The following is a 21,524-nucleotide window of genomic DNA, read 5'->3' as shown; positions in this document are numbered from 1 at the left end:
CTATATTCAGGACTCTCATTCAAATTACAAAAGATTGATTATCATTATAAATCAATATGTTGATTGTATAACAAATCAAGCTTTGCAAACAATGTCTTAAAAAACAATCATCAAAGAACGATGTATCATACAGATTCCGATTAAAATTTCTGTTCTTTCATAAGCATGGTTTCTTCAAAATCAAAGACCAGATGCCGATTCAACAGAGAATATTACAATATTGGTTCCACTAAGATTACAACAATATAAGCCTGCAAACTAAAGCCAACCGCCGTGCTGTTTCAACCCCGTGCTGTTTCAAGAATGAGTGAGAAAGCAATAAATAATAGTTTTATTCAGATTCTCCAAAAGAACAACATGCATAAAACTTTTGATTAAACAGCTTTTGTTCTGCTATCAACAACAGAAGCCGATACGCAAGAAGCGCACACACTAGGCATGCTAAAGGAAACGCCTGCTCTCACAAAAAGCAGCTCTCCCCTTGGCAAGATCCTTCTTGAAAAGTAAGTGCCACCGCACGATCAACCATATCCTCTACATCCCGCCATCTTGCATGACCACACAAATAGAATCCCCTAAACTAAAGGAATCCCCCAAACAGAGCCGATCGCCATAGTGTTTACACGGTAGGGAAGGAGGCAATCGTTATTTGAAGTTTTTTTGGCATATCCAGAAGAACCAAAAGGATACATTACGTCGCAATGAAGTCTTGATGAACGTCCAGTCTAATGGCCTTCTATCATCAAAAATATTTATTTTAGAAAAATCTATAACTTTTGACTCCCAAGTATCTTTTTCTGAAAGAGCGGTTTTTGAAAAGATTCCATAGCTTTGTTCTTTATTTTATCAATCATACTGGTTTTTCTATTATCCACCTAATCCATTGAACTTACTGATTGTTTTTTTATAGACCATAAAAGTTATGGTAATGAAGAGAAAAGCGCTTAACAGAAGATATCCGATATTCCATTCATTTTTACCGAGCAACAATGACACGGGTAAAGAAGCAGAAAAGGCCATTGGCAGCAGAAACAAAAGCCATTTCACGATGCTTGATGGATAAATTGCAATGGGGATAAATGAAAGTTCATAGACCATTGTATGAAAATATTCGACGGGCATCTTACGATTGGTAACAAAGGTTATAAAGTTGAACGTCATACAAAAACAGATATTGACGATAAAGACACAAACTATTGCAACGATAAAAGCAAACCATCCAATTTTAATGCTTGTCATATCCGGTAATGATACAAAGAAATACGCACTCATACAAAGAACAAAGAAGTTTATCAAACGAAGAGGTTTGCACCAGCCAATCAGCATGAGTACCCAGATTGAAACAGGCTTTGTCAGATATGATTCAATCTGACCACTCACGACTTTTTCAAAAAATATTCCAATAGAACTGGTAAAAACACTTAAAAATGTCCGGAGTAAAACGAAGACAACAAAGACGAGATGAATTTCATCTCTGCTATAGCTACCAATTTGTCCTGAAAAAGAAGATATTTTATCAATAAATATGAATTGAATAAAATAATAGCAGAGAGACAGAAGGAATTCCCCAATAAAATTCTTACCATAAACGATCTGTCGACGTATATTCATACCGATAAAATGAATGCTTATCTTCACCTCAACCACCCGCTCCATGATACGCTTTTATCCCCTTCTTCCAGACAACATGAATAAAGAATAAAAGACACAAAATATAAAACACACTGCCCAAAATGAACTGCTGGAAAACCGCCAAATCATGCGTCGCAAGAAACTCAGCAGGAGCAGAGATCATAAAACGATAAGGGTTAAACTGCATAAGCGGAATAAGCCACGTAGGCCAGAAAGAAGGGGGTAAAAGAACACCACCAAGAAGAGCCGAACTGAGGATGCTAAAAGAGAGCAATATATCGTACTCGATCACCCAGAAAACCAACAATGAAATTGCAAAGGAGAGTAAAAAACAAAGCAATTGTGATAGAACAATAATGAGAAAAAAGAGCAGAAAAGAGAGTATTAATCCCAGAATATTTTCATAAGATAAGAGCAGCTTTACAGTAAAGATAACAATTAAAGGCACGCTATATAACACACTCTCACCCAAAAAGGTAAACAGCATTTGTGTTATGTAACTGAATGGTTTTGTGAGAGTGACTTCTAATTTACCTTCTTTAACATGTTGAGAGAAAACCTGAATTAAACCATAACCATTATTTAAGCGTGATAAAACTAAGGCAAAAGCGTAATAATACATCATATCATGAAAGCCAAAACCGTTTATGGTGCTGCCCATATCAGAAAAAAGTGCGTTCCATAACATGAGTTGAATAACGAATGGCGAAAGAGTCCCCATGACAAAATCGGTAAAGAACATTGCCCTGTCATTGACGAGTGTGAGCAATCCATTCTTGGCAAAAAGAAACATGCCAAAGCAGTGATTAGATAAATTCTTTAAATTTAACACGGAGCATCTCTTCAAGCGAGGGAGTGGACACAGAGAACGTACAGTTCAGTTCGGTTGTAATTTCGCGTACAAAACGTACGTAATGCTCACGGGGCAAAGAAATCTCCAACGCGCCTTCTTCAGCGTTAAAGTGCTTATCTTTTAAAGGAAGAGATAATTTCAACGCAAGCGTATCAATTTTTTCTACAACAGCGGAAGGTACAGCCAAGTGTTCACAAAAAAGCGTTATTCTCACCAAGGAAGGAATAACATTTTTAAGCGCATTAATATTGCCATGAAACTGTTTTTTTCCCTTATGTAAGAGAATAATATCATCGACATATCCATCAATATCTCCCATATCATGACTTGTGATGATATACCCAGTGCCGCGCTCTCTTTTCAGTTTTTTAAGCAGCTCTCTGATTTCATGCTTAGATGTAATATCAAGGCCAATGGTTGGCTCATCGAGGAACAACAATTTAGGTCTAAAGGAGAGATTAAACGCCAATTCGCTTTTCACTCTTTCACCCAAACTCAACATCCGCACAGGCTTATCCATGATATGCTCAAGACCCAGCAACTCAGTGATCTCTTTAAGATCTCGAGCAAAAGAAGCACGTTCCAGACCATATAAGGGTTGAACCATATCCAGACTGTAGCGTAAGGGTAAATCCCACCATAAACAATTCTTGTGACCAAAGACGACCCCCAAAGACTTGAACAGATCTTTCTTCGCTTTATAAGGATCAACACCAAGAACTTTAACCTCCCCCTCATCAGCACATTGTATACCAGAAAGTATTTTAATCAGTGTTGATTTACCTGCTCCGTTAGGGCCAAGAATTGCTAGAGATTGCCCTGAAAAGAGAGTAAAACTCATATCTTTCAGCACATGATGATTTGTATAAACCGGCTTAAAGAGAGAGACCACCTTGTTTCTAAAACCATTTCCTCTATCTACATTGCGGTATATTTTTGATACGTTGTTAAGGTCAATCAATGGCGATGCCATCAGCCTCTCCTCATGTTACCTTATATTCTGTTTTCACATACCCATAATCTTTGGATATCCGCTCTCATTCATCAGAAAATAAACATGTACAATCCGTCCTTATGACAATCGAACGCATCGAACACTTTACCTCTCATTTTTGTTATGGCGTGTTTTTGCAATGGAATACCTTCACTTAGGGGAATACCTTCACTTAAGTGAGGTGTTGACACACTGAACACTTAAGCCCAATATTCTTTGAAAAGTTTGTTTTTGAAATTCACAAACCACAACCATCATTTGGTTTATATCGTTTGGTACACTATCCTTCCCGCTCTTTATAATTCATCGCATTTAACAAACCAGATACGCGTCCTAACGCACCTTGCAATGGAGTCCGCTCCTTAACAGTTTCATAATTGAGATCATTTTTTACGGCTTGAAGCCATCCAGTACTGCGCAAATAAGTAAAAAGAGACAAATCTGCTTGTTTTGCATTTTTTTCTCTGTTTTCTTTTTCATTCAAAATTTCATTCAAAATGTACCGAGCACTTAATCTCAATTTTTGTAGTTGTCCCATTTCCCCCCTCTAAAACTGCGGATACCATCAAACCTCGTAGAGCAAAGTGCATTGCATATTTGATCCATTGGGTATTTGATCTATTGGGTATTTATTGCGATGAACCACCTCTTAGCTCACGCCTCAAAAGACGCAGACTCCACCCCTCCCTCATTTGTAATCAAATTGGTTTTTCTAAATAGGTTTCCCCACACACCACTTATGTGGTCACTTCAGGTTCTATGGGCAAATCCATCCCCACTATCTTGTTCAAGTTTATACTTCTATACTGGTTGATAGAAAAGAAAGCAGCCCCCAGACAAAGATGACATGCACTCTTAAGATAGACATATGTAATATGGCATGCACCTTCTCTCACCATCTTGAAGGAAGATGTGCTACCAGACTACAAATGAAAAGGCAATAATTGATCTCTTCGGATTCTCACGAAAAGATCCTCCTGCCAACAAATTTCCGTTAAACCGCTTTTGTTCCATCTTGAGAGACAGAAGCGATACGCAAGAGGTTGGTAGCACCAGGCGTACCAAAGGGAACACCTGCTGTCACAAGAAACTGATCTCCTCCTTGGCAAAATCCTTCTTGAAAAGCAATTGCCGCCGCACGATCAACCATATCTTCTAAGTCCCGTGCATCTTGCACCACTACACAATGGATTCCCCAAACCAAGCTCAAGCGCCGCGCTGTTTGCACGATAGGTGATAAAGCAATAATGGGTGTATTTGGGCGTTCACGAGAGGCACGCACCCCCGTTGTTCCTGATGCGGTATAGGCAACGATTGCTTTTAATTGCAGCGTTTCAGCGATCTGCCGCGCCGCAAGAGAAATCGCATCGGTTCCTGTTGACTCTGGTGCAGGATGCTGTGCTCCCACCTGAGCCTCATAAGTGGGATCTTGTTCGATTTGCCGAGCGATTCGGTCCATCATAAGCACAGCTTCTTCCGGATAAAGGCCAGAGGCTGATTCAGCAGACAACATCACGGCATCACTCCCCGCATAAACTGCCGTAGCGACATCAGAAACTTCTGCCCGTGTTGGAACAGATGATGTAATCATTGATTCGAGCATTTGGGTAGCCACCACGACGGGCTTTCCCACCAAACGACAAGCTTTTATGAGCTCCATCTGAAGTGCAGGAATCCTCTCCAAAGGCATTTCCACACCGAGATCTCCCCGTGCAATCATAATGCCATCGGAAACATTAATAATCTGCTGTATATGCTCCAAGGCTTGAGGTTTTTCGATCTTTGCCATCAAAGATACTTTGCTTTTTGTCAACTGGCGCACCGCGATAACATCTTCTGGACGCTGGATAAAAGAAAGTGCAACCCAATCAACAGGTTGTTCCAAAAGCGCCTGAAGATCAGCCTTATCCTTTGGCGTCATTGGCCCAAAAGGCAAAACCGTATCGGGAAGACTGACCCCTTTTCGGTCAGAAATACGGGTTCCAGCCACCACACGGCACTGAACAGCATGACCATCACACACCTCAGCACACAGTTCCAGTTTTCCATCATCAATCAACAACCGATCACCGGGTTTAACAGCCGAGAGCACTTGCTGGTGCGGAAAAAAGACACGCTGTGCATCCCCAAGAACATCATGATCATCCAACGTAAAGTTTTGCCCAACACGCAAATCCTCTTGCCCCTTAGCAAAACGACCAACGCGTAATTTTGGTCCCTGAAGATCCACCAAAATGCCGATTGGCCGCTGAACAGTTTTTTCGACCTTTCGGATTTGCTTGACCAAATCACACATTGTTTCACGATCGGTGTGGCTCATATTAAGGCGAAAAACATCGGCTCCCGCCATAAAAAGCTTTTCAATCATAGAAAGAGAAAAGGAAGAAGGACCAAGAGTAGCAATAATTTTTACTTTACGTGCACGCTTCACTGTGGGGGAACTCCTGAAAAGGTGGGAGGCTGTATAACCGAATCGTTGAACAAAGAGATATCTGTCAACTGTACCATCCAACTGGTTTGATTACCCGTATCAATTTCTTTAAACTCAGCCTTTTGATACCCACGGGGGAAACAATCATGAACCCCTTGAATAGTAAATTGGCTATCTTGCACACACATGGTTACAGAACCTGGCCAGTTTCCTTTTTTCTGTGCACCTTCTGCATAAAAATAATAAAACCGCGAAGAAAGAGGCCCCTCGATCAAGGTTTTACACTCTGTAACTGGCACCATCCACCACCCTTCGCTTACCCAGCCTGAAAGCGTACGATAGCCAAGGGCAACACCAACAGGCTGTTGGGTTGAATTACAAACGCGGAAATCAGCTTTTGCAAAATTCACAAACGGGAACACGAGCAGAATACTCAAAAGAAAAACCCACAATCCTCTCTGAAACACCCATTTCTGTTTTTTGGAAACCACAAAACCACCTTTATTCCGTAAGCCCTTAAAACAAAACATACATCTCTTTTCTTCTCTTTTTTTCAAGAGTCTTCTAAATGTATAGAGGTATATCTTTATTTCTTTTCTGCTTCTTCGTGCCATTTTGTCAATGCATAAGCTTAAACTTTTACAAAATATTTAAAGTCATTTTGTAAAAAAACTTTACAGCTTGATTCACGACTTGTTTTTCAAGCTTTCTCGACACAAGTTTATCATCGAAAAAACAGTTTAAAACAAACACTCTGGAGAAAAATGCCCATGAACACTGTAAGCGATCAAACACATGCTATATCCGTAAACCAACTACGTGCTTTTATCGAACGTATTGAACGGCTAGAAGAAGAGAAAAAAACCATTTCTGATGACATTAAAGAGGTTTATGCCGAACTTAAAGGCTCTGGTTTTGATAGTAAGGCTGTTCGCAGCATCATACGGTTGCGCAAAAAAGAAGACCATGAACGAATGGAAGAAGAAGCCATCATCCAACTTTATAAAAACGCGCTTGGAATGAGTTAACGTGAGAGCGTTAATTTTTTCACGTAAAAATTCAAGTTCCGACCATTCTTCCTCTTTTTGCACATTTTTGCACACAGAAAATTTTCTTTTCTTAACCAGAGAGACTATCAAGAGAGTACAAACGAGAAAACCATGAATGAATGGAAAAAAACAATCATCCAGTTCTATAAAAATGCACTTTGGATGCGTAAACGTTATTGATAACAGGAAACATTTTCTCAAAACAAAGAAGGAATGAAAAATACAAAAAAGGGAATAATCCACTTGAATTTCTATCAGAAACTTTAGCAATTCGTGCAACTTGTAATGAGAATATGAGAATATCCGCAATATGGTTGCACAACTTTGAAAAGGATCACTTAAGAGCACATAAAGTCTCTTGCCCCTAGAAGTGTTCTTCTATTTCAAGACACAAGATGAGGAGCCAGATGGGTGTAAAGACATGTGTGCAATACCATGGCTGCATTGTGCACAAATCACACGGCAAGAGTGGATACAAGAGCCCAAATTGGGCACAAAAAGTGTTTCGAAAATGAACGTGCTAATGGATATCAAATGGTGAAAGAATGAACTCTGAAACGGATGAGCAATCTGCCCAAGATCTTCGTATAGAAACGCAAACAACTTGAGGATACAAAAAGAAATCATAATGATGATTCGACATAAATTACACAATCATTCAGGTCACTAAATACTGAACTGTTACAAAACAATAAATTCACAAGAGTGAACCACACCAACAGCATATTGAGCATTCCCAATTTGCTCACATGAGCGATATTGGCAATAATTGTACCGATATGATTTACAAAACACTCTGATTAACGAATAAATCAGACACAAAAGAAAAATCATAAGCAGCGCTACGAACATCGTTCATACACATAAGATAAACTTATTTATTAAAGCGAGAATTTTTCCATTTTTAGTATGAAGTTGCGAAATTTTTTACGAATAAGGGAGAGATTTAAAAATATAAGAACCACGACACAAAGTGCGATCAAAAGCAACCACGCGTTATCAAAATTACGTCCGCTTGATTTATAATTTTTGCCTTCATTCGACTATTCCTGTATAAAGGTTATTGTTTTTGATAAATTTTGTCGTTTACTTCCCACTTTTTTGAGGTTGTTCTCATCAAAAAAGAACAAGGCATTTAAAAAATTGAATAAGAACTGTACGAATTTGCACATTTCATTATCTTAGGGGAGAAGACTATGGCAATCACAACAAAACGAACAATTTCCACATTGATCAATTGAGAAGATGCGAGTGAACTGTCTTCTTATTATCTATGCAATGCGAACTTTCTTTGTCCTTGGGAACCAGCACAACCTGATGAATATCACACTCTAACAGCTTGGGAGAAACGCGCAAATGCGTTCGCTTGTGAGAGTGTACAAGGACAAGCATACCGCTATGGAGTACAATTAAAAAATGAGAGTACAATCATCGCTGTCGTTAACTTTACAAATGTAGTGCGTAGTGTTTTTCAAGCCTGCTATCTTGGCTTTTCTCTTGATGAAAAACGCCAAGGACAAGGCCTCATGTGTCGAGATCTTATCTGCTTTGATCCTCCATATCTTCCATGTTTATCACCTGCATAGAGTGATGGCAAACTATAGACCTGAGAACACCAGAAGTGGAATTTTATTGGATCGCCTTGGGTTTGAGAAAGAAGGACGTGCCAGAGATTATCTGATGATTTCCGGACAGTGGAGAGAACACATTCTCACCTCTCGAATTAATGATGCATATAATCTCGCCGCCCATAGATCAGAATAAAATGTGTTATAAGACCTTTTCACCAGATATTAAACGTGATGAGACTTAATTCTCATGAGATCCTGGAAATGTTTCTTTTTCAATTTCTTCGCGCAACAATTCAAGTTCCAACCATTGTTCTTCTTTTTGCGCACAGGAACTTTTCTTCTCTTCTAGCACTGTAGATAAACGCTCGAAACGCTCTTTATCCTTGCAATACAGTGCTGGATCAGAGAGTTCTTGTTCAATTTTTTTAATTTCGTCCTGCAAAGCAGCGATTTGTTCCGGCAATTTTTCCAGCGCATAAACCTGCTTGTAAGACAATTTGCGTGGCTTTGTTTTCTCCCGCCCCATAAAGCCACGATTTGATGATGATGGGAGCTTTTCATTTTCCTGCACTCGAGACTTTGGCAGCACTTTACGCTGTGATAATTCTTTATCTTTATGCGCTAGCAGTGCGTTCTGCTTTCGTTGTGCCATCATATCACTATAACCGCCAGCGTACAAAATCCAGTGACCGTCCCCTTGGGGTGCCAATATATGGGTCACGGTTCGATCTAAAAAATCCCTGTCATGGCTAACCAACAACACTGTCCCAGCAAAATCGGCAATAAATTCCTGCAACAAATCCAATGTTTCCATATCCAAATCATTGGTTGGTTCATCGAGAATCAAAAAGTTTGCAGGTTGTGAAAGAAGCCTTGCAAGCATGAGGCGAGCTCTTTCTCCACCGGACAATTCTTTAATTGGTGTACGAGCTTGTTCGGGTAAAAACAAAAAGTCCTTCATATAGGAAACAACATGCCGCTCTTGCCCATTGATAAGAAGGGTTTCGCCTCTCCCGCCCGTTAAATAGTGTGCTAAGGTTTCATTTTCATTTAAAATACGTTGTTGATCAAGCAGTGCCATAGAGAGGTTGTACCCATGCCTTACCGTTCCACTATCGACCGATTCTTGCCCAATCAAAGCGGAAAGCAAAGTTGTCTTTCCAATACCGTTGGGACCGACCAAACCGATTCGATCACCGCGCTGAATGCGCAAAGAGAAATCTTTCACAAGAACGCGCTCACTATGAGATTTTGAAATTCGCTTTGCTTCAAGCACCAATTGTCCTGAATCATGACTTTTAGCAGCTGCCAAAAGCGCACTTCCAGTTGGCCCTTTATATGTTTGATGCTGTTGTCTTAGTTCTTTTAACGCCCCCAAACGGCGCACATTACGTTTACGCCGTGCTGTTACTCCATAGCGCAACCATTGTTCTTCACGGGCAATTTGTCGCCCTAATTTATGTTGCTCGAGCGCTTCTTCTTCAAGCGCCTTATCGCGCCAATTTTCAAACTCCGCAAAACGCTTTTCCAATCTTTTGGTCATGCCCCGATCAAGCCATACCGTTGAACGCGTAACATTTTCCAAAAATCGCCGATCATGGGAAATCACCACAATTGCTGAACGTAAAGAACATAAAGTCCTTTCAAGCCATTCAATGGTTGGTAAATCGAGATGATTGGTTGGTTCATCCAACAGCAGAATATCTGGTTTTGCAGCAATAGCTTGTAATAATGAAACGCGCCGCTTTTCACCACCAGAAAGCGTTGCTAATTTCTCGGTTCCCAAAAAACCAAGATTTGCCAAAAGTGTGTTTATCCACTGCACATCCGGAGTATCATCCAGCCCCGCTTCTACAGAAGTACGAATATCTTCAACGCCTGAACACTCAGGGTTCTGAGATACATAACGCAGCGTCGCCCTCGGATGGCGAAAAATTTCCCCCTCATTCGGTTCATTCATTCCAGCGGCAATTTTCAACAGCGTCGATTTTCCACACCCATTACGCCCTACTAACGCAATACGTGCACCTTGCTCAACCGATAGACTAGCTTGGTTGAGCAAGGGAGTTTTCCCAAAGGTTAGGAAAACACGCTCAAGCCGCAGCAGCGGCACCGCCATTAACGAGCGTGTCTACGATGACAAGGTGCTTTATACATCACACCTCTTCCGTCACGGAAAGTACACAATTGTGGTGCCCGCACTTTTGCCCGCACTCTTTCCTGTACTCTTTGAGGACAAGGGGCTTGATAAACATAGCCTCTATAATCCCGATATCTGCACAATTGTCCAACCTGAGACTGTTGTTTTTTCTGATTTGCAGCAGCACCTGTTACAGTCCCTGCAATTGCACCAAATGCTGCACCAGTAAGTGCTGCCCCAGGAGTGCTTCCAGCAATTGCTGTTCCAGCCAAAGCGCCCAATGCAGCTCCGCCTACACCATAACGTGCAACGCGTTGATCATTGACAGAACAAGCTACTGAACTTAAACCAATGGCTGAAACGACAGCCACTTTCAAAATTGATTTTAACATATAAAAACTCTCCTTCTCGAGATCAAAGTATATCATTCATGCCGGCACTTAAATCACTATGCCCCCCCCTACCTTACTCAAATCTACTGGAAGAGCTTTACGGAATAGGTACAGACGCCAGCAATATAGCTTTTCCAAAACACAAATGACAAGAAAAAGTTCCACAAACACGATTAGACACTGTTAAAGAAGATCCAAACGGTACATTTTTGCCATAAATTGGCCATTTTACGCCTGAGAGGGTTAATCCCTGTAAATCAGAAAAACCGATAATACTAAAAAGACACCCTTCAGGTAAATCAGCAGAAAAAGTCTGCGGCAAAACTGGCCATCCTTCCTCAAAACCGCTTGTCAATAACACTGAAATGCCTTTTTCGGCCATCACCAGTGCTTGCGTCATATGAGAAAGGCTATGATCACTTCGTTCCCCTCCAAAAGCACCACACAAAATAAGCTGTTTAGCTCCCTTTTGCAGCGCTTTCTCACATGCCAATGCGCTATCGGTCATATCTTTATCAGCAGGAAAAACCTCACAAGGAATGTCGTTATATTTTTGCCTTAAAGCCTGATCAGAGGAATCAAAGTCCCCCAACCATAACTCTGGCACAACATTCAGCGCTTCAGCATGTCGCATTCCCCCATCGGCAGCAATCACTCGGCTCCCGCGAATTTGATTACGCAAACGATCGGTAATACAAATGTCTCCATTTAACAATATTGTAAATGTTGTCATGACAGACTTTGCCTTTCGTAATGCTTTTCTTTAAATCATCTTTAAATAATAACCGTAATATAGCTTCCTTATTGTAAAAAGACATATGAGATACCCATGAAATTTGTCAAAACACAATCAGAAAACCAAGTGCATACGCGTTGGCATCAAAGTTTTAAGCGAACATTTTTTTCGGCACCAAGATGTATAAAGTACCTTTTTTAAGCTTAATGTTGTGCCTTTCTGCTTGTCATCTGGGTCTTTTTCCCAATGAGATGCCTTCTTCTTGCGATTTTTCAGCAAGAATCAAACACATCAATAAGAACGATATCTATGCTTCATTAAGTGCTACACAACACCCCCGTATTTTGCGAATATATGGCGGCGCCTATCATGATGCCAAACTTGAACGTATGTTAACAGATATTGCGCGTAAACTCACTGTTGTGTCACAAAATTCTCACAAAACCTATTCTATAACCATTTTAGACTCGCCAAGTGTCAATGCCTTTGCCCTACCAAACGGCTATATTTACTTAACCCGCGGTATGCTCGCATTGGCCAATGATTCTTCAGAAGTTGCGGCAATTTTAGCGCATGAAATAGCCCATATCACTGCCAATCATGGCATTTTACGCCTAAAAAAAGAAGCGGAATTGAAGATGACAGAGTGCATGTCCCCCAATCTTCTCTCTCACGCTCAAAGAAAACATCACCGCCCCCTTAAAGACAAGCGACAACTTGCACAATTTTCACGCAATCAGGAACTAGAAGCCGATTCAATTGCACTCGAAATGCTCCAACAAGCAGGATTTGATCCATTTGCTTCACCGCGCTTTCTTCAGTCCATGGAAGCGTATAGTGCCTTTCGTAGTCTGTCAGGCAGCACACATGCTTCCTTAGATTTTCTAGCAACACATCCAACCACCCCGCAACGGATTCGCCTTGCGAGAGAAAAAGCACGTAAAATCAGTACAGCAAACATTAGCAATACTGATCATGATTCTTTTCTCAAGAACATTGATGGCATGATTTTTGGGGGAAGTTTTCATACTGGTTTTCTGCGAGGAAACCAATTTATTCATCCGCAATTGCGCGTAACCTTTTCCGTTCCCAACACTTTCACTATAGAACATTCAGTGCACACGGTTTGGGCCAGTAGTCCAGATAAAATTGCCATTCGTTTTGATGCTATACCACACCCTGCTGACATGTCTGCGAGTGATTATTTGCAAAGCGGATGGATTATGGGACTGGATAAATCCTCTGTCCGCCCCATCACAATCCACGGTTTTCCTGGAGCACAGGCTCGTGCTACCAATGAGCAATGGCAATTTGACGTAGCGGTTATTTTGTTCAATAAACACATCTTTCGCTTTCTTACTGCTGCTCCTCATGATTCTCAAAATTTTGAAGCTGTTGCTAAAAGAACGCTACAAAGTTTTCATTCCCTTTCAGCATCACAGTTAAACAATCTTAAACCGTTGAGAATCCGTGTTGTCCGCGTTAAAGAAGGAGAAAGCGTTGCAAGCCTTTCGAATAAAATGCAAGAAACCACACACAAAGAAAAACTGTTCCGCATTCTTAATGCGCTTACACCAACCCAAACTTTATCCGCAGGAACGCACGTTAAAATTATCACACAGTAATAAAGCCAATTTTTTCATCATACCCTGCACTCTTGATTCGCCTATGTCCTTTTAAATGACTCTGCACTCTCAAAGATTGCTCGCATGGATATCTGCCCAACCTTTAAAAACCAGCTTCATTGCTCCCCCCCTCGGCGTAGATATACTCTAGGATTTTTCCTGAAAAATTCTCAACTTGGCTTACACATCATAGGCATCTGCTGAATTAGCAGTAAGCAAAGCCGAACGCAGCTTTTGCAAAGCCCGTGCTTCAATTTGACGCACGCGCTCTTTCGAAATTCCTAACTTTTCACCCAAGACTTCTAAAGTTGCTCCCTCTTCATTGAGGCGACGGAAACGAATAATTTCAAGCTCTCTTTCATTGAGAATTTGCAACGCATCATAAAGCCATTGTGTCCGCCGTTGACCGTCAATCACTTGCTCAATTAAAGCATCAGGAAGGGGACTTTCATCCACAAGAGCATCCATTTTAGCAACAGGGTTATCACTATTCTCAGACACCGAAACACTCAAGGAATTATCAGAACTAGAAAAACGGAAATCCATTGTTTCAACATCGCGAACTGAAACACCAAGCTTTTCAGCGATTGTGCGAAAAATATCTTGTTTTGAAAGGGCACTATCATCCTGCACCAATTTTGCCCGCAAACGCCGCAGATTAAAGAAAAGCGCTTTTTGCGAAGAACTGGTTCCCCCTCGAACGATTGACCAATTTCGTAAAATATAATCTTGAATAGAAGCTCTGATCCACCATGTTGCATAAGTTGAAAAACGCACCTCCCTATCCGGCTCGAAGCGCGCAGCAGCTTCCAAGAGTCCCACATAACCTTCTTGTACCAGATCCCCCAACGGCATTTTGAAACGTTTAAAACGGTTAGCAATCGCAATAACCAGACGCATATGAGCCGCAGCAATTTGATGCATAGCGTCATCATCACGTTTGTCTTTCCATCGCAGAGCCAAATCATGCTCTTTTTGTCGTTCAAGATAAGGTGCTTGCATAGCAGAACGCATCATATTGCGTCCCAAGCTTTTGTCCGTATCGCTATAGTTTTTGCTGTTTTTATAAACAGCATTTGAAAGATTACCCATAATAACCCCTTGCGATTAAAATTATCAAAGTTGATTTGGCAACGACATCATCGTTCTTCTCAAGAAGAACGCATAAGTTGTTTGTTTTGTAGGTCACTACTTTAACGTGTATTTTTATAATCGCAATTGTTTTTTTATTATTATGGTAAAACTTCTTGTCATAAGACACAGTTTCATGCACCAAATGACAATATCAATACGGCTCTTACCCTAAGAAATACGGGAGAAAACTTTTTTCTCATCTCTTTGTAACAATCTCATAAAAAAATAAAATAGATGTTATTTTGTTTACTCATTGGCTTACTTACCTTTTACGTAAAGAATTTATTTATGCTTCCAACTTGATAATACAACCATTACGTGCAATGAATATATATAAAACATCCAAAATGTATGAAAAAAAGAAACACCTAAAGTGGAAGTGTCAAAAAAACGACAAGAATGATTGAAGCAAACGCAACAAACGTGTTAAAGGAGCAACACAATTACACAGTTTTCGGGAAGAAGCTTTTTACCGGCATAGCACTGAGAAAGAAAATGATCATGGATAGCAAGATTATTCAACAGAATGATATTCTTCAGGATGATATTCTTATTGAAAAACATGGACATGGCAAATTTGAAGGTTTTCGTTTTTATGCCAATAAGAACAATATCGATCAAGCATCTGAGACACAAAATTTAGCAAATAATGAAAATTTAATTCTTGCTTTTTCCAAACGTGCGACGCGTTTTTGTGCTTGTGCCAATGGAGATTTTACTCTCAATTCTGATGGAATTGTCCGTTGGATTGGCCAACCTGTAGGGCAACTTGTTGCCACGGAAGATTTTTTAAAACCCAAACTCATTGTTTTAGCAGATACGCAATTAACGGGAGAAGCCCGCGATAAAGTGGTAAGACGATTAGAGCGTTTTGTCACCTTTCATTTTGAAACGGCTTTAAAGCCATTGTTTGATTTGCGCAATGCCGATAGTTTGACAGATTCGACCCGCCCTCTTGCTTTACAACTTATCAACTCTCTAGGAGTGATAGCGCGTCGAGAGATAGCTGAACTTGTCAAAAGTCTTGACCAAGAATCGCGAGCGGTGCTCCGGCGTCTAGGAGTACGTTTTGGCGCTTTTCATATCTATGTTGCAGGAATGCTTAAACCCGCTCCGGTTCAGGCGATTACGCTGCTGTGGAGCCTTCAAAATGAGGGACATGACCAAACTGGTTTGAGTGAAATTTTTTCTGCTTTGTCTGCTGGACGAACCTCTTTGGTTGTAGACCCCACTTACAATCGCCAATTTTATCAGTTAGCTGGTTATCGGATTTTAGGTCAACGTGCTGTAAGGATTGATATTTTAGAACGTCTTGCGAACCTAATCCGCCCCGCCCTTCATTGGAAACCGGGAGATTCCCCCAAACCGGAGGGAGCCTATGATGGCAAAAGTTTTTTTGTCACCTCCACAATGATGTCTATTCTTGGTGCCAATGGAACTGATATGGAAGAAATTTTAAAAGGGCTTGGTTATCAATCGCATGCTATAAGTAATGCTATTTTTGAACAAAGCCTCCTTGCACAGGAATCCTGTTCCCCTATATATAAGGCAGCAGCGGATATTCCAGCAGCAGAATTTGTTGGTGATTACTGGCAAACAATGTGCACATCGGAAACAACAAAACAAGAAAAAGGCGCTTTACCCACTTCTGTTGAAACACCCCCCAATCCAACAGATTGTTTACCGGCAGCAGAACCTGTTGGCGATTTTGCCAAACAAAAACGCGTTTCAGCAGAAGAGAAGGTTATTTTACTATGGCGTTATAACCATCACTTTTACCACAACTCACAAAAAAAACGTGATAAATCGGGACACAAGTGGCAAAACAAACAGAGAAAGACTTTTAAGAAAGGGGGAAGTACAAATGAAGACAGCCCTCAAAAAGCCACATCACACAGCAAACATTCTTATAATAAGTCCAACAAACCATACAGCAAACGCGCACATAATCAGTCATCTCAGAGAGAAAAACTCCCTAACCCTGATTCTCCTTTTGCAAAATTAACAGTGCTACGCGATCAACTCATAAAAAATAAGGATAAAGATAAAAGCACGTATGACCTTTCTTCTAAAGGTCACTAAAATAAAAATGGAGTTCGATCTTGACCCATGTAGTAACCGACAACTGCATTCATTGTAAATATACGGATTGCGTTGAAGTCTGCCCTGTTGATTGTTTTTATGAGGGTGAGAATATGCTTGTTATTCATCCCGATGAATGTATTGATTGTGGTGTCTGTGTACCAGAGTGCCCAGCAGAAGCTATTGTGCCTGATATAGAACCAGGACTAGAAAAATGGCTAGAGCTCAATCTCCATTACGCGAACAAATGGCCTAATTTAACCACTCGGAAAGACCCACTTCCTCAAGCAAAAGAAATGGATGGCGTTCCCAACAAATTAGAAAAGTATTTTTCAGAAAATCCAGGAAGCGGTGAATAATAACGACGCCATGCCCACCATGCGTTTTCAAAAATTGAGATCATTCTCTTGTAAAAATAAAATTTCCTGAGTGAAATGATTGATTCTTATAAATTTTGATGTTAATGTTATTTTTACATGATCATCTTTCTAAGTATTTTTCTTTGCTCTCTTATTGTAGAGCGAGGTTTTTTTCTTGGATTTAAAAGTACTTAACTTTTATGCTCATTAAATTGATGTAATATACTTGGTCAAAGAACACTCAACGTTCAGGCTTTTAGCCTGTTTTCCGGTACATTTATTGGTCATAAAGGGAGTAAATTAAAATATGGCATCCCAACATGGAACCTCCTCCAGTGTTAAAGGATTTTCAACCTCTGAATATATCGTCTACCCAACCCATGGTGTAGGGCAGATTATAGCGATTGAAGATCAAGAAGTGGCAGGACATAAATTAAAACTTTTTGTCATTCATTTTGCTAAAGATAAAATGGATGTTAAAGTGCCCATTGCAAAAGCCATTTCTGTTGGAATGCGCAAATTATCTGCTGGTGATTCTGTTGAACGCGCATTAAAAATCTTGCATGGAAAAGCACGGGTTAAACGGACCATGTGGTCACGCCGCGCTCAAGAGTATGATGCTAAAATCAATTCGGGAGATCTTATTTGTATCGCTGAAGTGGTGCGTGATCTTTTTCGCTCAAACCTACAGCCTGAACAATCTTATTCCGAACGCCAACTCTATACCGCTGCCCTTGAAAGGATGGCGCGTGAAATTGCTGTTATTAATAGTCTTTCTGAAACAGAAGCTATTAATCTCATAGAAATGCATCTCTCGGATAAGCCAAAGCGCGAATTTAAAGCCGAAAGAGAAAAGGCGAATACAGAGAGTAAAGCTGTCTATGCTGTGTAATAAATTGTAAGATTTTGATAATAAAACGAAGCCAGCGAAAAGCTGGTTTTGTTTTTTATGAAGAAATCTTCCGAGACAGAAGAATATTTGAAACGAAATCTACCAATCTTCCCATAGCAGCGCTCTATTTTGGCAGAATACGGTATGCGTAGGCTAAGATATGAAATTTCATATCCTATGATAAAATTGATTTTTCACTCTTTTTTCCCGCCTAGCGGCTATGCTCTTAAGAAGATTATTGAGGCAAATGATTCTGTTAACAAGTTTATTTTGCTAGATTTATCTGCCAAGTTTATCCGCTAAATTTATTCGATTAACATCGAGGAGCGCGTTATCTTTTTTGCTCAAACCTACAGCCTGAACAATCTTATTCCAAATGCCAACGTTATGCCGCTAATTTTGACAGTATGTCACATAAATTGCTGTTATCAATCGTTTTTCTGAAACAGGAACAGAAATTTTCCCCTTACACAGTAACTCCACACAAAGCGCACACATCCTTGTAAATTATCTGCCAAGACAACAAGAAAGTCCCAAGAAAACACTCAGCATAACCAGAAACCCCAGAAAATCCAGAAACCCTAGTGCCTCCATATCTTCTTTTCGGCAGATAATAGAAAAACACGCCCACCCCGTGCTTTCTACTTATTCTCTCAATAAAATGAACTTTGCTACTGATAGAAAGGGGGGGGACTCAGTCTTTAATCACTAAAACTGTACGTCCGCGATACATTCCAGTTTTCAAATCGATATGATGAGGACGACGCAGCTCACCAGAATTTTTATCCTCAATATAAGTCGGCGCCTTCAAGGCATCAGCCGAACGGCGCATACCCCGTTTTGACGGAGAGGTTTTTCGTTTAGGTACAGCCATAAAGAGACACTCCAAATCCACTAAAAAAGAAGAGGCAATGTCAAAAATGACAAAGCCTTTGTCAAAAAATCAGAAAATTTGATAACTTTATACACCGATAACAAAGAAGAGGCAATGTCAAAACGACAAGACTCTTATCAAAAATGATACAATTATTATAAAATAATGACAATTTTATATATTCATGAAAGCCTTTTAAGAACACTTTCATTCAATTTTTTGTTTGGCTTTAACGCGACTCCCGCATACAGTATGGAGAAGCACTAAAAGAGAAAATTGTTTAAAAAACAGAGATCAACCCCCATGCAAACTGCCTATAATAAGATAAGCTTGATTGTAGCTTCTATTCTCTAAATTTTAGGATTCCCTTTTTGCAAAAAATAAAGGAAGCAAGAATGCACGAATTCAGCACTCTTCTTGCAAGACATGCCCGCACCATAGAAAGACGGCTTGATACACTGTTAAATGATCAAGTCCAACATGGTGAAATTTCTCGTCCTGAAATCTTGCTTAAAGCCATGCGCTACGGTGTGTTCAATGGCGGCAAGCGTCTCCGTCCTTTTCTTGTTACAGAAAGCGCAGCTCTTTTTGGTATCCCAGCTGAACACTCTCTTGATATCGCATGTGCCTTAGAATGCGTCCATTGTTATTCGCTCATTCACGATGATCTGCCTGCTATGGACAACGACACACTGCGGCGAGGAAAGCCCACGGTCCATATAGCCTTTAATGAAGCCACAGCGATTCTAGCAGGCAATGCTCTTTTAACTTTTGCTTTTGAAATCATTTCTCATAAAGCCTGTGCACTCCCCTTTGACACCAGAATCAAGCTCATCACAGCTCTTGCACAATCCGCAGGGCTTGGTGGTATGTTAGGCGGACAAATGCTCGACCTTGAAGCGGAAAAAAAACCGCAAGCGTGCAGTAGCATAGCGTGCAATAGCATCATGACTCTCCAACGCATGAAAACAGCTGCTCTTATAAGCTTTGCTTGCCAAGCAGGAGCCATTATCGGCAATGCTTCCAAAACACTAACCCAAAACCTTGCTGATTTTGGCACCAATATCGGGCTTGCTTTTCAATTGACGGATGACTTGCTTGATGTCACCGCAAGCACCGAAATTTTAGGCAAAACTGCTGGTAAAGATGAAACGGCACATAAAGCCACTTTTGTTCGTCTTTATGGCATCGAAGAAACACAAAAAAAACGAGACGAACTGATTGAGAAAGCAGAATCGCTTCTAGATCCGTTTGGTACCAAAGCGAAATTGCTCAAACAAGCCGCCCGCTTTAGTGCAACACGCCAACATTAACAGTTCATTGGCTTTACCAACAGCAAAACATGAAGCAGGAAAGCAAACAAAATGAAGCTTTGTTTAAGCCTCCTTCAACGGTTTGCTTCAACCTTGCCCAAAGCGGGTATGAATATAATCACTCAAGAGAGCTTCAAATTCTTCAGCAATATGGTCACCCCGCAAAGTTTTCACCTTCTTTCCTTCAATAAAAACGGGCGCTGCTGGACTTTCCCCCACTCCAGGCAATGAAATCCCAATATCAGCATGTTTTGACTCGCCCGGTCCATTGACGATACAGCCCATCACCGCAACCTTCAAACTTTCAACACCAGGGTATTTTTCACGCCACACGGGCATATTTTTGTATAAATCCGCTTCAATTTTTTGTGCCAATTGTTGAAACACTGTCGAGGTTGTGCGCCCACATCCAGGACAAGCGGTAACCACAGGCAAAAATTGCCGGAATCCCATTACTTGCAAAAGCTCTTGAGCAACTTTGACTTCTCGTGTGCGATCTCCACCGGGTTCAGGTGTTAATGAAATACGTATAGTATCCCCTATCCCTTGTTGTAATAAAATTCCCAAAGCCGCACAAGAAGCAACAACGCCCTTTGTTCCCATCCCAGCTTCTGTCAATCCCAAGTGGAGTGCATAATCACAACGTCCTGCTAGGGTAGTGTAGACAGCAACAAGATCTTGAACATCGCTTACTTTAGCAGAAAGAATAATTTGATCACGTCCCAAACCCATCTCTTCAGCCCAAACAGCCGAATGCAGAGCCGACTGAACAACAGCTTCCCGCATGACCTCAGCAACAGGTAAGGGATTTTCCTGCAGTGCATTTTCATCCATAAGCCGTGTCAACAACACATTATCAAGGGATCCCCAATTCACACCAATACGAATAGGTTTACGGTATAGACAAGCAATCTCGATAATTTCGGCAAATTGGCGATCCTTTTTTGCACCAAAGCCAACATTTCCAGGATTGATCCGATATTTTGCCAGCGCCTGCGCACATGCAGGATGTTCTGCTAAAAGCTTATGTCCGATATAATGAAAATCCCCTACCAACGGTACAACCAAGCCTAACCGTTCCAATCTCTCTTGTATTTTTGGCACGGCAGCAGCAGCTTCATCACGATCCACAGTAATGCGCACCAACTGCGAACCGGCCTGCCAAAGGGCAGCAATTTGTGCAACGGTTGCATCCACATCGGCAGTATCCGTATTGGTCATTGATTGCACCACTATCGGGCTATAACCACCAACCACCACATCGCCCACCGCAACAGCAACAGACCTGCGACGCTCTAAAGGTTTAGATAAAGGATACGCTGTGCTCATCAAGTCCTCAAATCTTCAAAACTTGGCACCCATAAATCATTATTATGACAACGCTTGCCAGAGTACAATTTAAAAAAAATATAATTTTAAAAAGCGATGAAAGAAAAAGACTTTATCT

General features: G+C 40.8%; 17 protein-coding genes and 2 pseudogenes. 7 read left to right on the top strand and 12 right to left on the bottom strand.

Going from position 1 to position 21,524, the window contains the following annotated elements; genetic code table 11:
* Window positions 1-867: 867 nt before the first annotated feature.
* The 6 genes from ABD915_RS04635 to ABD915_RS04610 form a co-directional block, all read right to left on the bottom strand.
* Window positions 868-1,656, bottom strand: coding sequence for an ABC-2 family transporter protein (locus ABD915_RS04635; protein WP_345115820.1), 789 nt, complete (start codon window positions 1,654-1,656; stop codon window positions 868-870).
* Window positions 1,640-2,464, bottom strand: coding sequence for an ABC-2 family transporter protein (locus tag ABD915_RS04630; protein WP_345115817.1), 825 nt, complete (start codon window positions 2,462-2,464; stop codon window positions 1,640-1,642). The genes ABD915_RS04635 and ABD915_RS04630 overlap by 17 nt, the downstream gene beginning before the upstream one ends.
* Window positions 2,439-3,458, bottom strand: coding sequence for an ATP-binding cassette domain-containing protein (locus tag ABD915_RS04625; protein WP_345115814.1), 1,020 nt, complete (start codon window positions 3,456-3,458; stop codon window positions 2,439-2,441). Before ABD915_RS04625 ends, ABD915_RS04630 begins: the two co-directional genes overlap by 26 nt.
* 301 nt (window positions 3,459-3,759) lie before the next feature.
* A complete protein-coding gene (locus ABD915_RS04620; protein ID WP_345115811.1) occupies window positions 3,760-4,017 on the bottom strand; it encodes a hypothetical protein in 258 nt (85 codons plus the stop codon).
* Window positions 4,018-4,473: 456 nt separating this feature from the next.
* Window positions 4,474-5,910, bottom strand: a complete 1,437-nt coding sequence (gene pyk, locus ABD915_RS04615; RefSeq protein ID WP_345115808.1) for a pyruvate kinase — start codon at window positions 5,908-5,910, stop codon at window positions 4,474-4,476.
* Window positions 5,907-6,440, bottom strand: coding sequence for a DUF1036 domain-containing protein (locus ABD915_RS04610; protein ID WP_345115805.1), 534 nt, complete (start codon window positions 6,438-6,440; stop codon window positions 5,907-5,909). Before ABD915_RS04610 ends, pyk begins: the two co-directional genes overlap by 4 nt.
* A gap of 240 nt (window positions 6,441-6,680) precedes the next feature.
* On the opposite strand from ABD915_RS04610, the gene ABD915_RS04605 reads away from it, so the two are divergent.
* Together ABD915_RS04605 and ABD915_RS04600 are read left to right on the top strand one after the other, a co-directional pair.
* The gene (locus tag ABD915_RS04605) at window positions 6,681-6,938 is read left to right on the top strand and encodes a DUF2312 domain-containing protein (RefSeq protein WP_345115802.1); all 258 of its coding nucleotides are present in this window, start codon (window positions 6,681-6,683) and stop codon (window positions 6,936-6,938) included.
* A 1,277-nt stretch (window positions 6,939-8,215) separates the two neighbouring features.
* Window positions 8,216-8,723: pseudogene (locus ABD915_RS04600) on the top strand (GNAT family N-acetyltransferase).
* A gap of 45 nt (window positions 8,724-8,768) precedes the next feature.
* Here the strand turns inward: ABD915_RS04600 and ABD915_RS04595 are convergent.
* The 3 genes from ABD915_RS04595 to ABD915_RS04585 form a co-directional block, all read right to left on the bottom strand.
* Window positions 8,769-10,649, bottom strand: coding sequence for an ABC-F family ATP-binding cassette domain-containing protein (locus ABD915_RS04595; RefSeq protein ID WP_345115799.1), 1,881 nt, complete (start codon window positions 10,647-10,649; stop codon window positions 8,769-8,771).
* Complete coding sequence (locus tag ABD915_RS04590; protein WP_345115796.1) at window positions 10,649-11,062, bottom strand: hypothetical protein; 414 nt, start codon at window positions 11,060-11,062, stop codon at window positions 10,649-10,651. Before ABD915_RS04590 ends, ABD915_RS04595 begins: the two co-directional genes overlap by 1 nt.
* 97 nt (window positions 11,063-11,159) lie before the next feature.
* Window positions 11,160-11,795 (bottom strand): thiamine diphosphokinase, encoded by a 636-nt coding sequence (locus ABD915_RS04585; RefSeq protein WP_345115793.1) that lies wholly within the window; start codon window positions 11,793-11,795, stop codon window positions 11,160-11,162.
* 96 nt (window positions 11,796-11,891) lie between these two features.
* On the opposite strand from ABD915_RS04585, the pseudogene ABD915_RS04580 reads away from it, so the two are divergent.
* Window positions 11,892-13,423, top strand: a pseudogene (locus ABD915_RS04580) (M48 family metalloprotease).
* Between the two features lie 180 nt (window positions 13,424-13,603).
* Here the strand turns inward: ABD915_RS04580 and ABD915_RS04575 are convergent.
* The gene (locus ABD915_RS04575) at window positions 13,604-14,515 is read right to left on the bottom strand and encodes an RNA polymerase factor sigma-32 (protein ID WP_345115787.1); all 912 of its coding nucleotides are present in this window, start codon (window positions 14,513-14,515) and stop codon (window positions 13,604-13,606) included.
* A gap of 543 nt (window positions 14,516-15,058) precedes the next feature.
* Between ABD915_RS04575 and ABD915_RS04570 the strand changes: the two genes are divergently transcribed.
* The 3 genes from ABD915_RS04570 to ABD915_RS04560 all read left to right on the top strand — a co-directional run bounded on the left by ABD915_RS04570 (window position 15,059) and on the right by ABD915_RS04560 (window position 17,890).
* A complete protein-coding gene (locus ABD915_RS04570; RefSeq protein WP_345115785.1) occupies window positions 15,059-16,639 on the top strand; it encodes a hypothetical protein in 1,581 nt (526 codons plus the stop codon).
* 20 nt (window positions 16,640-16,659) lie between these two features.
* Complete coding sequence (gene fdxA / locus ABD915_RS04565; RefSeq protein WP_345115783.1) at window positions 16,660-16,998, top strand: ferredoxin FdxA; 339 nt, start codon at window positions 16,660-16,662, stop codon at window positions 16,996-16,998.
* A gap of 307 nt (window positions 16,999-17,305) precedes the next feature.
* Entirely contained in the window at window positions 17,306-17,890 is a 585-nt protein-coding gene (locus tag ABD915_RS04560) for a CarD family transcriptional regulator (RefSeq protein WP_345115780.1), read from the top strand.
* Between the two features lie 694 nt (window positions 17,891-18,584).
* Here the strand turns inward: ABD915_RS04560 and rpmF are convergent.
* Entirely contained in the window at window positions 18,585-18,764 is a 180-nt protein-coding gene (gene rpmF / locus ABD915_RS04555; protein ID WP_345115777.1) for a 50S ribosomal protein L32, read from the bottom strand.
* A 395-nt stretch (window positions 18,765-19,159) separates the two neighbouring features.
* Between rpmF and ABD915_RS04550 the strand changes: the two genes are divergently transcribed.
* Window positions 19,160-20,077, top strand: a complete 918-nt coding sequence (locus tag ABD915_RS04550) for a polyprenyl synthetase family protein (protein ID WP_345115773.1) — start codon at window positions 19,160-19,162, stop codon at window positions 20,075-20,077.
* 87 nt (window positions 20,078-20,164) lie between these two features.
* Here the strand turns inward: ABD915_RS04550 and ispG are convergent, their stop codons facing one another.
* Window positions 20,165-21,406: a flavodoxin-dependent (E)-4-hydroxy-3-methylbut-2-enyl-diphosphate synthase gene (ispG, locus tag ABD915_RS04545; RefSeq protein WP_345115770.1), complete on the bottom strand. Its 1,242-nt coding sequence runs from the start codon at window positions 21,404-21,406 to the stop codon at window positions 20,165-20,167.
* Between the last annotated feature and the right edge of the window lie 118 nt (window positions 21,407-21,524).

Origin of the sequence: Bartonella jaculi, from assembly GCF_039543045.1 — a bacterium.
Lineage (GTDB): Bacteria > Pseudomonadota > Alphaproteobacteria > Rhizobiales > Rhizobiaceae > Bartonella > Bartonella jaculi.
This window is presented reverse-complemented; position numbering and strand designations above follow the sequence as displayed.